Raw genomic sequence first — 12,939 nt, 5'->3', positions numbered from 1 at the left:
CGCGCGAGGGCGATCAGGCGCTGCCGCTCACCTTCGCCGCCCGGGTGGCGCCGTCGAACCAGGATTCAATCGTGTACAGCGCCCCGTAGTAGGAGATGCTCCCGTCCTCGCTCAGGCTCCCGCCGCGCAGCACGTTGGCGGCGCTCTCGTACAGGAGAAAGGGCGCGACGCCCACGGGCAGCTCGCTCGACAGCGTCCAGGTGCCCTCCGCGCCGCCCGAGGCGATCATGAGGTGCTGCTGAGCGCCGGACGCGTCGACGAGGACGCCGAGCGTCGAGCCGCTCCGGTCGCGGCACGTCGCGCGGAAGTTGAGGTGGGCCGCGGTGGCGAGCAGGTGGGCGGAGGTGACGGGCTTCTGTGGGGTAGGCATGGCTGTGATCGCTGTGATCGACGACGGGGGTGAACAACTCGGCTGCTGGCTCGACGACCGCTCCGCGGCTCCGCGTCGTGCTCGACGCGGATGCGGTCCTCCGGTCGCCGCGGTCCAGGCGCTCACGCGCCGAGACCGGCGATCGCGCTCCTGGGCTGCCAGAAGAGCCCGCGGTACTTCCGGGGAGATCCAGAGGGGTCCAGCCGCTGGAACGTCTCGCCCAGCCTGAGGTGCCGCTGACGGTCGCGATCGAACGGGCCGTGCGGGCCGCTCGCTGGCTCGTACATGGCCTCGCTCCTTCCATGGACCTGGAAGCGCCAGCAGAGCCTCAGCTCCACGCCGTCCACGACCCGCGACAGACACGATTTCATGGCGACCACCTCCTGTATGCTCAGCCCATGAGCTGGACGAGCGGAATCGATGGACGCGACCGGACCAGCGGGCGCGACCTCCCTTTTCGCGCCTCGGCCGCCGCGCGAGCCTCCCGGGCTCGGCACCTTCAGCAGCTTCGCTGCGCGCGCATCACCGTGTACCAGAGAAAGCTCCGTGGCACCACAAAAGCCGGTGACGTACCGGTCGATTTTGGCGATACGAGGCGTCTCCTCTCCTCGTGCGCGCGCCTGACGGCAGGGGGAGCCCGTCGCCGGGTGACGGCCTTTCACCCCCCGGCGCGCGCGGAGTCATGCTCCAGCCGCGCGACCTGATGCCTCTCGGGCAACTGGAGGATGCCCACCGCGGCGAGCAGGCGGATGACCTGATAAGCCGGGTCGATCTCGAACCAGCGCACCGCGAAGTTCGGGCTCATCGCGTATTTGTGGTGGTTGTTCTGGAAGAGCTCGCCGAGCGTCACGAGATCGAGCGTCAGCGTGTTGCGCGAGTCGTCGTCGCTGTTGAAATTGCGGTAGCCGTAGCGGTGGCCGCACCAGTTCACGATGGCGCCGTGCAGCGGGCCCATGGTCCAGTGGAGCGGGAGGAACAGGAACTGCCACCACTGCGTCGCGAAGGCGATGTAGAAGAGCGCGTAGCCCGTGCCCCAGGCCAGGCGGCTGGTCCACGAGTTGCCGATGCGATCGAGCGTCGGCCACTCGGGATAGCCGCCGAGGAAGCGCGGCTCGACCTCGGCCGTGCCATCGCAGATCGCGTCGTATTGCTTCTTGGTCGCCCACATCATCGCGGCAGGCCCCTTGGCGTACCGCGGCGAGTGTGGGTCCTTCGGCGTGTCGCTGTACGCATGGTGCATGCGATGCAGGATCGCATAGGCCCGGGGCACGAGGTACGAGGAGCCCTGCGCGAGGTACGTGAGGAAGTGGAAGGCGCGCTCCCAGCGCCTCGACATCGTGAACATCCGATGCGATGCGTACCGATGCAGGAAGAAGGTCTGAAAGAAGACCGAGACCGTGGAGTGGGCAATGAGGATAGCGACTAGCTCCATGCCCGGCTTATACATCAATACATTCCCGGCAGACGGTCAGCACACGGTCACGACTGCAAGCACGGATTCACAGATTGCGTCGCAGGTCGATATCGTATGTCCACACAGCGCGCCTTTCCGTCCACGACAATGGCCGCGCCCGTGACGGCATGGTGATCTTCATGTTTCCTGAGCCGGGCGCCTCCTGCCCCCAGGGGCACTGGCGCGCCGGTCACCGGGCGGGTTCAGGGCGCGAGAGCGCCCCTCGGCGAGCGGCATCTCTCCGATGCACGCAACAGCGCAGCGCGGGCGCGCGCTGAATCGCGCGCTGGCGCGGCGCTGCCGACGTCGCGATCGGCACGACCTCCGGCCCGAGCTCGCTCGATGGAATCCACGTCTGGGCGGACGAGATCGAGGGCCCGCTCGCCTGGCGCGGCGTCCGCGCGCGGCGCGGGCGCCTCGTGAGCCCCCCCAAAAAAAAGCGGCGGGCCCGGAGGACCCGCCGCGCTGTGCCGGTTCGACGAGGGGAGCTATCAGTAACGACCGCGACCGCCGCCGCCGCCGAAGCCACCACGGCCGCCGCCGCCGCCCGCCGGGCGCTCCTGCGCCTCGTTGACCCGGAGCGAGCGCCCGTCGAGCATCATGCCGTTGAGCTGCGAGATGGCGTTGTTCGCCGCCTCGGACGAGCCCATCGTGACGAACGCGAACCCGCGCGGCTGGCCGGTCTCGCGATCGGTCGGCATCGCGACCTCGCGGACGTCGCCGCTGTTGGCGAACGCGGCCTCGAGCGACTCGCGGGTGGTGGAGTACGAGAGATTGCCGACGTAGAGACGATTACTCATGACACATGACTTTCACGGCTTGCAGCTGCGCTCGTGAGCGCTCTTCGCCTGCCATTCGATGAAGCCGTCGCGGATCGAACGGGGACGTGCCGCGCAGCGAAGCCTGCGCAGGCACACGGTGCGTCGTCCAGTCATCCGCGCGAGCAACGACCTCCCTCGCGAGGAGGGAGAGAGAAAGCATCGTGTCGAGAGCCAGTGACGTCGTGAGGGACCCAGGCTAGCCCTGCGCCGCGCCCCGCGCAAGGAACATCGCTGGATTCTTCATCCGCCCGCCGCGTCGTCGGCGGGCGCCGCGCGGCCAGGCCGCACGGGCCTGGCCCCCCGCCGCTCACGCGGCCAGAAAGCCGCCGTCGACCGGCAGCGCAGCGCCGGTCACGTAGGCCGCGCCCTCCGAGCACAGCCACGCCGCGGCGCCGGCGATCTCCTCCTCCGTCGCCATGCGCGCCATCGGATGCTGCGCCACCAGCGCACGGACGAGCTCCGGCGCCGCCTCCTCTGCCGCCCGGATCCCCGGTGTCCGGGTGACGCCGGCGCAGATCGCGTTCACGCGGATCCCCCGGGACGCCATCTCGAGCGCCACCGAGCGCGTCATCCCGACGACCGCGTGCTTGGACGCGACGTACGCGTGGTGCGCGGGCGCGGCCGCGACGCCGAAGATCGAGCTCATGTTGACGATGGCGCCGCCTCCCGACCGGAGCATGGCCGGGATCTCGTGGCGCATGGCCAGCCAGACCCCGCGCGCGTTGATCGCCATGACGCTGTCCCACACCTCCTGGTCGGTCTCCTCGACGGTGGCCCTGTCGCCGGCGCCCGCGCAGTTCACCGCGAAGTCGAGCCGGCCAAGGCGCGTCATCGCCTGTTCCACGGCGCGCGCCACCGCCGCCTCGTCGCGCACGTCGGCCTGGATGAACAGCGCCGCCGCGCCCTCGCGCTCCAGCGCCGCGCAGGCCCGCCGCCCGGCCTCGTCGCCGCGCGCGACGACGGCCACGCTCGCGCCCCCGGCCGCGAACGCCCGCGCCGTCGCGAGGCCGATGCCCGAGGTGCCGCCGATGACGAGCGCGACGCGCCCGGAGAAATCGTACCGGATCATGAGAGCTCCCTTCTTTCTGGTCCTATGAATCGCGCGCGCCCAGGCCGCTCCGGATGAACAGGACCGCCTGGCGCGCGAGGCGGCGGCGGCGCTTCGGGCCGAGCTGCCGCCGGAGCGCGTCCGAGGCCAGCACGTCATGCAGCTCGGCCCCGAGCTCCTGGAGCACGACGTCGGTCAGCCCGGGGCCGACGACCGCGGCGACCAGGCGGGTCGCCGCCTCGAGGCTCAGGTCGGAGGACCGGAGGGCGCCCGCCGCGATCCCCTGCTCGAGCAGCGCCCGGAGCTCCGCGAGCCCGGCCTCGCAGATGGCCCTGTGCAGGCCGCGGACCTCCGCGATCGCCGTCGGATCGGCGGCCGCCGCGGAGAGGCGGGCGAGGTGCGGGTGCTCGACGAGGAACGCCATGCCACGCTCGATCATGGTCTCCAGGCGAGCCCAGAAGTCGCCCTCCAGCCGCGCCGCGCCGACGAACTCGCGCTTGCGCCGCGGCGCCTCCTCGGTGAGCAGCCACCGGTACAGATCGAGCTTGTCCTCGAAGTACTGATAGAAGCTGCCCTTGGGGATCCGGGCGCGACGGGCGATCTGCGACAGCGAGGCCTCGGCATAGGTCCGATCGGCGAACTCGGCGATGGCCTCGCGCACGAGGCGCTCCCGCCGCTCCTCGGGCAGCCCAAAGAACGTGCTCTTCGGCATGCGACCGGTCAGTCATATGACCGCGCGGTCGCATCGTCAAGGGAGATGCGACCGATCGGTCACATGACCGCGCGGTCGCGTCGGCGGGCGGCGCGGCCTCCGGGTGAGGCTCCGCCGGCCCCGTGCTATGCCCGCGGCATGCCGAACGCAGCCGGCGACATCGACGTGGAGGCGATGAACGACCGCCTCGCCCGGGAGCACCCGATCGACGACTACTACGAGCGCGCCCCGCTGCCGATCCGCCTCATCGAGCGAAAGCGGCTCGCCATCCTCCGCGACATGCTCGGCGACTGCGCCGGCCTCGAGCTCGCCGAGGTCGGCTCGGGCGGCGGCCACGTGCTGCGCATGTTCCCGCGAGCGCGCATCACGGCCATCGACGTCTCCGACGTCTACCTCGACACGGCCCGCAAGAACCTCGCGGGCTACGACGTCCGCTTCATCAAGGGCGAGGTCGACAAGCTCGACCTGCCCGCCGCGAGCTTCGATCGCATCGTCTGCACCGAGGTCCTGGAGCACACGGTCGATCCCCCCGCGATCCTCGCGGCCACGGCGCGCCTCCTGCGCCCCACCGGGGTGGCGGCGATCACGGTGCCCAACGACCCGCTCATCGCGCGGCTGAAGCGCGTCCTCCGCGGCACGCCCGTCCTCGGCCGCCTGCTCGGCGACCGGATCCGCTGGGGCGGCGACGCCTACCACCTGCACCAGTGGACGCCGGCCCAGTTCGGCCGCCTCCTCTCGCGCTATTTCCACGTGGTCGAGCGCCGCGCCGCGCCGTACGACGCGCTGCCGATCCGCGCGTGCTTCCGCTGCGCGCCCCTGTGATCCGCGCCGCGCGCCCGGGGCCTCTCTCGGGCTCCCCTTCAAGATAGGCGAACCCACCATGACCGACCCCCATCGTGAGCCTGCCCCGGAGACGCCGATCGAGCTCTCCGTCATCGTGCCCTGTCTCAACGAGGAGCTGAACATCCCCGAGCTCACCGACCGCGTCCTCGGCGTCTTCCGCCAGGGGGAGCTCTCGGGCGAGCTCCTCCTCGTCGACGACGGCTCGACCGACGGCACGAAGACCACGATCCGCGCCCTCATGGCCGCGCACCCCGGCGTCGTCAGGGGGTGCTTCCACCCGCAGAACCGCGGCATCACGGCGGCGTGGCGGACGGGCGCGGCCGCCGCGCGGGGCAAGCTCGTCGCCATCCTCGACGCCGACCTCCAGTACCAGCCCGAGGACCTCCTGCGCCTCCGGCGCGAGCTCTACGAGCACAGCGTCGATGTCGTCCAGGGCTGGCGGAGCGCCGTCGGGCGCCGCAAGGACCGCCGGTACCACCTGAGCCGCGGCTTCAACCTCCTCCTCAACAAGACGTTCGGGATGTCGCTCCGGGACAACAAGAGCGGCTTCGTGATGTGCGCGCGCGAGGTGTTCCAGGATCTGCTCACGTACAAGGGGACGTACTTTTACTGGCAATCGTTCATCCTGGTCGCCGCCCACGCCAAGGGCTATTCGTACAAGGAGGTCGAGACGCTCTTCGAGCCGCGCCGACAGGGCGTCTCGTTCCTCGACCAGGCCGAGGTGAGCGCGGTGCTCCGGTCGTTCTACGACCTCGGCAAGGCGGCGTGGGAGTACCGCGTCGACCGGATCCCGGCGGACGCGGCCACGCAGTACCTGCGCCGCAACCCGGTGATCGACCGCTCGCCGGAGCGCGATCCGCTCACCGCGGCGCGGTGGCGCGCGTACCTCGCGGCGTTCAACCACACCCACTGGATGATCACGCGCGACGTCGAGCACTATTACGAGACGCTCCGCAAGACCCAGTGGCTCACGCCCGCGCAGACCCGCGAGCTCCAGGACGAGAAGCTCCGGCGGCTGCTCCGCCATTGCTACCGCAACGTGCCCTATTACCGCGCCCGGATGCAGGAGCTCAAGCTCCGGCCCGAGGACATCCGCGGCCAGGAGGACCTCCACAAGCTGCCGTTCCTCACGAAGGCCGATATCCGTCGCCACCTCTACTTCGACATCATGTCGGAGAACCACGACAAGTCGCAGATCCTGAAGATCACGACGAGCGGCTCCACCGGCGAGCCGTTCGTCTGCTATGCCGACCGGGCGCAGCTCGAGTTCCGCTGGGCGGCGACCTTGCGGGCGCAGGAGTGGACGGGCTACCGCTTCGGCGATCCCACGGTCCGGCTCTGGCACCAGACGATCGGGATGACCCGGTGGCAGGCGGCCCGCGAGCGCGCGGACGCCATCCTGTCGAACCGGACGTTCATCCCCGTCTTCGAGCTGTCCGACGGCAACCTGAGCGGGATGATCGCGCGGATCGCCCGCGCGCAGCCGGTGCTCATGGACGGCTACGCCGAGGCGCTCGATCTGCTCGCCCATTACGTCAAGAGCACGGGCCAGGTCGCGGCCCGGCCGCGCGCGATCATGTCGAGCGCGCAGACGTTGCCGCTGCCGAGCCGCCGCCTCATCGAGGAGGCGTTCGGCTGCCAGGTCTTCGACAAGTACGGCAGCCGCGAGTTCTCGGGCATCGCGTACGAGTGCGAGGCCCACGAGGGCCACCACGTCGTGGCCGAGGGGTACATCGTCGAGATCCTGCGCGACGGGCAGCCCGCGAAGCCGGGGGAGATCGGCGAGGTGGTGATCACCGATCTCAACAACACGTGCATGCCGTTCGTGCGCTATCGGATCGGCGACCTCGCGGAGGCGATGGATCCGGCCGCGCCGTGCCCGTGCGGCCGGGGAGCGCCGCGCGTGGGCAGCATCGAGGGGCGGGTCCAGTCGATCATCCGGGGGACGGACGGGCGTTATCTTCCGGGCACGTTCTTCGCGCATTACCTCAAGGAGTTCGATCATGCGATCAAGCGTTTCCAGGTGGTGCAGGAGGAGCGCGACGCGCTCACGTTCCGCGTGGTCAAGGGCGGTCGGTTCTCGCAGCAGGTGCTGGACGAGGTGCTCGCGACGTTCCGCCACTACCTCGGCGAGCGGATGCGCATCGAGGTCGAGTTCACGGACGACATCGCGCTCGTCCGCACGGGCAAGCACCTCGCGAGCGTCTCTCGCCTGAACGTCGACTTCCAGCGCGCCGCGCCGGAGGAGATCCGGCCCGCCGGCGGAAGCGGCGCGAACGGCGTGAACGGCGTGAACGGCGCGAACGGCGCGCGCATCGGATGAGGAGCTCCCGATGGCAGTGACGAGGAACCGCGTTGTCACGGTGTCGAGGCCGGGCGTGGCCTACGCCGATCGCGCGCCGTTCGGCCCGCCGAGCCCGGTCTACGAGGCCGTCGAGGCGCTCTTCCGTCGCCTCGGCCTCGACGCGGGGCGCGCCGGCACGCCCGCGTGGAACCCGCTCGGCGACCTGATCGCGCCGGGCGACCGGGTCATCATCAAGCCGAACCTCGTCTCGTCCAGGAACCTGCACCAGAAGATCACGGGCGAGCGGCTCGCCGCCTCCAGCACGCACGGCTCGCTCCTCCGGCCCGTGCTCGACTACGCGCTCCGCGCCGCCGGCCCGCGCGGGCGGGTGCGCGTGGTCGACTCGCCGGTCGAGGGGTGCGAGATCGAGAAGGTCGCAGGGCCGCTCGGGATCTTCGACGTCATCGATCACCTGAAGGCCCAGGGGCACGACCTCGATTTCATCGACCTGCGGTACTTCCGGGTCGCGCCGCTGTTCGCGCTCGACGACGTGCGCCGCCTCGGCCGCTCGTGGAACCTCGGCCTGCTCCTCCGCCGCCCCCTGCCCGGCGACCCCGCGGGCTACCGGGTCGTCGATCTCGGCCGCGACAGCTTCTTCGCCCTGGCGGGCGCGCCGCGGCCCGACGCGCTCCGCTTCCACCGCAGCCATTACGCGACGCCGGTGCCACACCACACCGGGGAGCGGCACGAGTACAGCATTCCCCAGACGCTGCTCGACGCCGATGTCGTCATCAACCTCCCCAAGCTGAAGACGCACAAGAAGACGGGCGTCACGCTCTCGCTGAAGAGCGTGATCGGACTCACCAACGAGAAGTACTGGCTCCCTCACTTCACCGAGGGTGATCCGTCGGTGGGCGGCGACGAGTTCGACAGGCCGCAGCGGCTCGCCGAGGCGGTGGAGGACAAGCTGAGCCGGCTCCCGCTGCCGGGCGATCACTCGCTCGTCGCGCGCGCGCCGCGGCTCGGGGCGCCGCCGAAGGTCATCGACGGGAGCTGGGAGGGGAACAACACGCTCTTCCGGACCATCCTGGACCTCAACCGCATCCTGTTCTTCGCGAGCCGCGAGGGCGCGCTGCGCGGGGAGCCGCAGCGGCGGTATCTGACGATCGTGGACGGCATCGTCGCGGGCGAGGGGGAAGGGCCGCTCGGGGCGACGCCGGTGCGCGCAGGGCTCTTGATCGGCGGGTTCGATCCCGGCGTGGTGGACGCGGTCGCGTCGCGGGGGATGGGCTTCGATCCGGCGCGGATACCGCTCGTCCGCGAGGCGCTGGGCGGGGCGCTGCTCCCCGGCAGCCGCCTCGACGACGTCGAGCACATCGTGGATGGGCCCGCGCCGACGCACCGGTTCAGGCCGCCCCGGAGCTGGCCGTCGCTGCTCGATGGCGTGGGCGGCGCGGCGGCGTGACCGAGGGGGCGTCTCCGGGGGCGGCGTCGCCCATGCTCCGACAGCAGCGGCCCGAGGCCCACGGGCGCTTTCGTACCGGCGACTCCGCTGTTGCGCTCCACGGCCCCGTGTGAGACGCTCCGGCCGTGGCATTCATCCGGCTGCGCTGAGCTCGGCATCCTCGTCCTCCTGTAGCCCCCGGCGCCGCCGGGGAGGTGCGGTGAGCGCGTGGGTGCCTGTCCGTGCCCTGTCTTCCCCCGAAACGCGGAAGACCGGGGCGCGGTGACTCACGCCCGGCAGCCTGGAGGAAGCATGCCACGCTCACCGATCCGGTCGTGATCTCGCGCCGCGCGTCTTCCCCTTCCCCACGCGCCGTCGACGTCGGCGGCGCGCGAAGAGGATCGCGATCATGACCGAGCATCACCCGATATCGTCCACGGACTCTTCCTCCTCATCCTTCGAGCCGCTCGACTCCGTCGGCGCGCTCCTCGAGGCCGCGCGCCGCGAGGGGCTCCGCCTGACGACGTCCCAGACCGAGCTCGACCAGATGGGGCTCGATTTCCTCGTCGTGCACGCGACGGACGAGGCGGGCGTGCCGTGGATCGTGCGCGCGCCGCGCCGGCGCGCCGTGGTCGAGGCGGCCCGCGTCGAGGCGCGCGTGCTCTCGCTCGTGCGCCCGCGCTTGCCGGTGGCCGTGCCCGACTGGCGCGTGCACACCGACCATGTGATCGCCTATCCGCGGCTCGGCGACGTCCCCGCCGTCACCGTCGATCCGGCGGCGGGCATTCGCTGGAATCGCGTCGATCCGGCGGCGCCCTCGGCCGCGTTCATCGCGTCGATGGCGGGGGCGCTGGCGGCGCTGCAGCGCGTGGACGCGGCGTCGATCGAGCGCGCCGGGGTCCCCGTGAAGCCCATCGACGACGCGCGCCAGCTCCTCGCGAAGGCCATGGACGAGACGCGCGGGGTGCTGGCGCCGCCCGACGCCCTGTGGGCGCGGTGGCACCGGTGGCTCGACGACGACGCGGTGTGGCCGCGCCACCTGGCCCTGGTGCACGGCGACCTCCACGCCGGGCACATGCTCGTCGACGAGGGCGGCCGGCTGACGGGGATCCTCGACTGGACCGAGGCGCACCTCGGTGACCCGTCGATCGACTTCGCCCTCTTCGTCGGCACGTTCGGCAAGGCGGCGCTCGACGCGTGCATCGCGCGCTTCGAGGCGGCCGGCGGGCGCGTCTGGCCCGGCCTCGCGCTCCACGCCGCGGAGCGCTGGGCGGCGTTCCCCGCGCTCGGGGCGAAGTGGGGAATCGAGTCGGGCAACGAGGCTGTGATCGCGCAGGTGCGCAGCATGCTCGGCACGATCGCCGCCGAGAGCGGGTGAGCGCAGGCGCCCGCGACGCCCGGGGGCTCGCGCGACGCCCGGGGGCTCGCGCGACGCTTGGGGCACGGCCGAGAGCGGCCGTGCCCCTTGCGCACAACGAGGTTCAGCGGAGGATGGGCGAGCAGCACCCGAGCTCGCAGGTGTAGCCGACCTCGCATCCGTCAACCCCCGCGCTGTCGCAGGTGTCCTGGCACGTCCAGCCAGGCCCGTCGCCCCCGCCGCCGTCGCTGCCCCCGCCGTCGTCGCTGCCCCCGCCGTCGTCGCTGCCCCCGCCGTCGTCGCTGCCGCCGCCGTCGTCGCTGCCGCCGCCGTCGTCGCTGCCCCCGCCGTCGTCGCAGCCGTCCGACCCGCAGCCATCATCCGGGCCGCAGCCGCCGTCCGGATCGCCCGGGTCGCCCGGATCGCCCGGATCGCCCGGATCGCCGGAGCCGCTGCCGGGACCGTCATCGCAGTGGCCGGGGCCGAGGCGGCCCTCGTTGAACGCGGTGAGCTTCTCCGAGAGCGAGACCGCCTCGCTGGCGGCGGGGCCCCCTCCCTTCACGCCGTACGGGAGCTCGTCGTCGGCATCCAGGTTGGCGGCCATCCATTCGTCGGCCTTTGCGATCGCCTCGTCGAGCGCCGCGTCGCTCGCGCTGCACTCGGCATTGAGCTTGGCGGCGATGAGCTGGTGGCCCAGGATCAGGCTCTTGTCGCCGCTCGGCGGCGTCTTGAGGAGCTCGAGCAGCTCCGCCTTGGAGTACTCGACCCCCCCGAGAGAGAGCGACCCCACACACCAGTCCTCGGGGTGGTTCTTCCAGAAGCCCTGCGTGAGCGTACAGCCGTCGCCGTCCTCGGACGGCACCCTGACCACATTGCCCCGCCCCTGCGCGAGGGGATCCGCGTCGCTCCCCTGACATGCGAACAGGCCGGTGCCAGCCAGCGACAGACATCCCACAAGCATCATCCTGCTAAGCGTCATGAGTCCTCCTGCGTAGTCTCCCGGTGCAGTGCCGAGGTCAGCTCAGCGCGGCTCATGTTTTTTCGATGTCAGCCCGGGACACGGACAGATCTCTTCATATCAAAAATTTCCCCCGTGGCAGCACATACGTTGTCGACAGGACCGACTGTCCCGTGCGGCCGCATCCGTTCCCTCGGCGGCAGCGACCGGTGCGTCGCCGACGCGATGCCGAGGTCGACCGTCAGCGGCCGCGCCGCGCCCAAGGGCAGGATCCCGCCCGTCTCGAGCACCCGCAGGAGCTTCACCTGCAGCGCCGGATCCATGTCGCCGATCTCGTCGAGGAACAGCGTCCCTCGTCCACCTCGACGAACAGGCCGGGGGCGTCCTTGACCGCGCTCGTGAACGCGCCCTTCCTGTGGCCGAACAGCGTCGACTCCAGCAAGGTCGGCGCGAGCGCGCCGCAGTCGACGGCGAGGAAGGGCCTGTGCTTCCTCCGGCTCCTCGCGTGCAGGTACCGGGCCAACACCTCCTTGCCGGGCGGGGGGGGGGCAATGGTCGGGCCATCGAGGAGCACGGGATCAATGCATGCGCATCAGGGCTTCTCGCAAGCGCAGGACATGCTCCTTCGACTGAACACAATCAGCGGGCCTCCGCCCTCCGAGCGCAGGGACCCTCATCTCGAGCCACGCCAGACACCCCTCCCCCACCTTCGCGAAGATCATGGCCGCTAGGGGCAAATCGCCCTGGACCCTTCGAAGGAGCTCTCGCTGGAGCTCGGAGCTGGTCCAGTATTGTTCCTGGGCGATCCTGGCGTTATCAAGCCAGACGTCATCTCCGGAATAAACATCTTCGAGCTGGAGTCGCTTCATCTCGACAGTCCGGCGAGGCCCATCGGGCTCGAACCAACGTTGCTGTCGGGCCAGCGCGCCTCGGAGCGCGCGCCGCCCCCCCCGGGGCGCGCTTCGAGGCGCAGCCACCCGCCGTGCCGCGCCAGCCAGCGCGCCGCGACGGCCAGGCCGAGGCCCGTGCCCGGGTGCTTCGCTAGGCGCCGAGCGTCTTCTGCCCCGGCTTCCACTCGCACGGGGTCAGCTCGCCCGTCCTCAGGGCATCGAACACGCGCAGGACCTCATCGACGCTCCTCCCGACCGGGAGATCGTTCGCGCTCGCGAAGCGGATGATCCCGCCCGGATCCACGATGAAGGTCGCGCGCAGCGGGACGCCTTCGGTCGGGTGCAGGATCCCGAGCTGCGTGGCGAGCTCGCGCTTGTGGTCGGCGAGCATCGGGATCGGGAGGTCGCGGAGCGCCGGGTGGTGCTCGCGCCACGCGAGGTGGACGTAGTGCGTGTCCGTGCTCAGCCCGAGGACCTGGGCGCCGCGCTCCGCGAAGTCGCCCGCGCGGCGGCCGAACTCGGCGATCTCGGTCGGGCAGACGAACGTGAAGTCCATCGGCCAGTAGAACAGGACGAGCCACTTGCCCTCGAAGCTCGACTCGCTGAGGGTCTTGAACTCCTTGCCCGGCTCGCGGCTCACGACGGACTGGAGAGAGAAGGAAGGTAGACGATCACCGACGGTCAACATGACGAATGGCTCCTTTCAGGATGGCTCGGAGGGCATGGCGCTCGGCAGCCCTCGCGCTCCTGAAAGTTAGA

Annotated in this window: 12 protein-coding genes and 1 pseudogene; 4 read left to right on the top strand and 9 right to left on the bottom strand. The window is 71.0% G+C overall.

All coding sequences use genetic code 11. The features are described 5' to 3' along the window. Positions 1-13 precede the first annotated feature (13 nt). From WMF31_RS02065 to WMF31_RS02040, 6 genes are all read right to left on the bottom strand, one after another. A complete protein-coding gene (locus WMF31_RS02065; RefSeq protein ID WP_436600329.1) occupies positions 14-370 on the bottom strand; it encodes a hypothetical protein in 357 nt (118 codons plus the stop codon). A 122-nt stretch (positions 371-492) separates the two neighbouring features. After that, entirely contained in the window at positions 493-741 is a 249-nt protein-coding gene (locus WMF31_RS02060; protein WP_436600328.1) for a hypothetical protein, read from the bottom strand. A 287-nt stretch (positions 742-1,028) separates the two neighbouring features. Beyond that, complete coding sequence (locus tag WMF31_RS02055; protein WP_436600327.1) at positions 1,029-1,802, bottom strand: acyl-CoA desaturase; 774 nt, start codon at positions 1,800-1,802, stop codon at positions 1,029-1,031. Between the two features lie 512 nt (positions 1,803-2,314). Further along, entirely contained in the window at positions 2,315-2,623 is a 309-nt protein-coding gene (locus tag WMF31_RS02050) for an RNA recognition motif domain-containing protein (RefSeq protein WP_436600326.1), read from the bottom strand. A 328-nt stretch (positions 2,624-2,951) separates the two neighbouring features. Further along, on the bottom strand, positions 2,952-3,713 hold the full coding sequence (locus WMF31_RS02045) for an SDR family NAD(P)-dependent oxidoreductase (protein ID WP_436600325.1): 762 nt from the start codon (positions 3,711-3,713) through the stop codon (positions 2,952-2,954). Positions 3,714-3,735: 22 nt separating this feature from the next. Further along, the gene (locus tag WMF31_RS02040) at positions 3,736-4,404 is read right to left on the bottom strand and encodes a TetR/AcrR family transcriptional regulator (RefSeq protein ID WP_129354147.1); all 669 of its coding nucleotides are present in this window, start codon (positions 4,402-4,404) and stop codon (positions 3,736-3,738) included. A gap of 138 nt (positions 4,405-4,542) precedes the next feature. Between WMF31_RS02040 and WMF31_RS02035 the strand changes: the two genes are divergently transcribed. The 4 genes from WMF31_RS02035 to WMF31_RS02020 all read left to right on the top strand — a co-directional run bounded on the left by WMF31_RS02035 (position 4,543) and on the right by WMF31_RS02020 (position 10,353). Continuing rightward, complete coding sequence (locus WMF31_RS02035) at positions 4,543-5,226, top strand: methyltransferase domain-containing protein (protein ID WP_436600324.1); 684 nt, start codon at positions 4,543-4,545, stop codon at positions 5,224-5,226. A gap of 58 nt (positions 5,227-5,284) precedes the next feature. Continuing rightward, the gene (locus tag WMF31_RS02030; protein WP_436600323.1) at positions 5,285-7,570 is read left to right on the top strand and encodes a glycosyltransferase; all 2,286 of its coding nucleotides are present in this window, start codon (positions 5,285-5,287) and stop codon (positions 7,568-7,570) included. Between the two features lie 10 nt (positions 7,571-7,580). Continuing rightward, positions 7,581-8,996, top strand: coding sequence for a DUF362 domain-containing protein (locus tag WMF31_RS02025; protein WP_436600322.1), 1,416 nt, complete (start codon positions 7,581-7,583; stop codon positions 8,994-8,996). A 388-nt stretch (positions 8,997-9,384) separates the two neighbouring features. Further along, positions 9,385-10,353: a macrolide 2'-phosphotransferase gene (locus WMF31_RS02020; RefSeq protein ID WP_436600321.1), complete on the top strand. Its 969-nt coding sequence runs from the start codon at positions 9,385-9,387 to the stop codon at positions 10,351-10,353. A gap of 103 nt (positions 10,354-10,456) precedes the next feature. On the opposite strand, the gene WMF31_RS02015 is transcribed toward WMF31_RS02020, so the two are convergent. From WMF31_RS02015 to WMF31_RS02005, 3 genes and pseudogenes are all read right to left on the bottom strand, one after another. Next, positions 10,457-11,311 carry a hypothetical protein gene (locus WMF31_RS02015; protein WP_436600320.1) on the bottom strand — a complete coding sequence of 285 codons (855 nt, stop codon included), beginning with the start codon at positions 11,309-11,311 and terminating at the stop codon, positions 10,457-10,459. A 179-nt stretch (positions 11,312-11,490) separates the two neighbouring features. Then, a pseudogene (locus WMF31_RS02010) lies at positions 11,491-11,867 on the bottom strand (sigma 54-interacting transcriptional regulator); the annotation flags it as partial. A gap of 464 nt (positions 11,868-12,331) precedes the next feature. After that, positions 12,332-12,868 (bottom strand): peroxiredoxin, encoded by a 537-nt coding sequence (locus WMF31_RS02005; protein ID WP_436600319.1) that lies wholly within the window; start codon positions 12,866-12,868, stop codon positions 12,332-12,334. Between the last annotated feature and the right edge of the window lie 71 nt (positions 12,869-12,939).

It is taken from the genome of Sorangium sp. So ce1036, from assembly GCF_051369805.1.
Lineage (GTDB): Bacteria > Myxococcota_A > Polyangia > Polyangiales > Polyangiaceae > Sorangium > Sorangium cellulosum_F.
Note: the sequence above shows the minus strand (reverse complement) of the source record. Positions and strands in the feature narration are given on the sequence as shown.

Bases quoted from the DNA above. Each gene is read 5' to 3' on its own strand.
- WMF31_RS02065 (WP_436600329.1), bottom strand. From the start codon at position 370: ATGCCTACCCCACAGAAGCCCGTCACCTCCGCCCACCTGCTCGCCACC.
- WMF31_RS02060 (WP_436600328.1), bottom strand. From the start codon at position 741: ATGAAATCGTGTCTGTCGCGGGTCGTGGACGGCGTGGAGCTGAGGCTC.
- WMF31_RS02055 (WP_436600327.1), bottom strand. From the start codon at position 1,802: ATGGAGCTAGTCGCTATCCTCATTGCCCACTCCACGGTCTCGGTCTTC.
- WMF31_RS02050 (WP_436600326.1), bottom strand. From the start codon at position 2,623: ATGAGTAATCGTCTCTACGTCGGCAATCTCTCGTACTCCACCACCCGC.
- WMF31_RS02045 (WP_436600325.1), bottom strand. From the start codon at position 3,713: ATGATCCGGTACGATTTCTCCGGGCGCGTCGCGCTCGTCATCGGCGGC.
- WMF31_RS02040 (WP_129354147.1), bottom strand. From the start codon at position 4,404: ATGCCGAAGAGCACGTTCTTTGGGCTGCCCGAGGAGCGGCGGGAGCGC.
- WMF31_RS02035 (WP_436600324.1), top strand. From the start codon at position 4,543: ATGCCGAACGCAGCCGGCGACATCGACGTGGAGGCGATGAACGACCGC.
- WMF31_RS02030 (WP_436600323.1), top strand. From the start codon at position 5,285: ATGACCGACCCCCATCGTGAGCCTGCCCCGGAGACGCCGATCGAGCTC.
- WMF31_RS02025 (WP_436600322.1), top strand. From the start codon at position 7,581: ATGGCAGTGACGAGGAACCGCGTTGTCACGGTGTCGAGGCCGGGCGTG.
- WMF31_RS02020 (WP_436600321.1), top strand. From the start codon at position 9,385: ATGACCGAGCATCACCCGATATCGTCCACGGACTCTTCCTCCTCATCC.
- WMF31_RS02015 (WP_436600320.1), bottom strand. From the start codon at position 11,311: ATGACGCTTAGCAGGATGATGCTTGTGGGATGTCTGTCGCTGGCTGGC.
- WMF31_RS02005 (WP_436600319.1), bottom strand. From the start codon at position 12,868: ATGTTGACCGTCGGTGATCGTCTACCTTCCTTCTCTCTCCAGTCCGTC.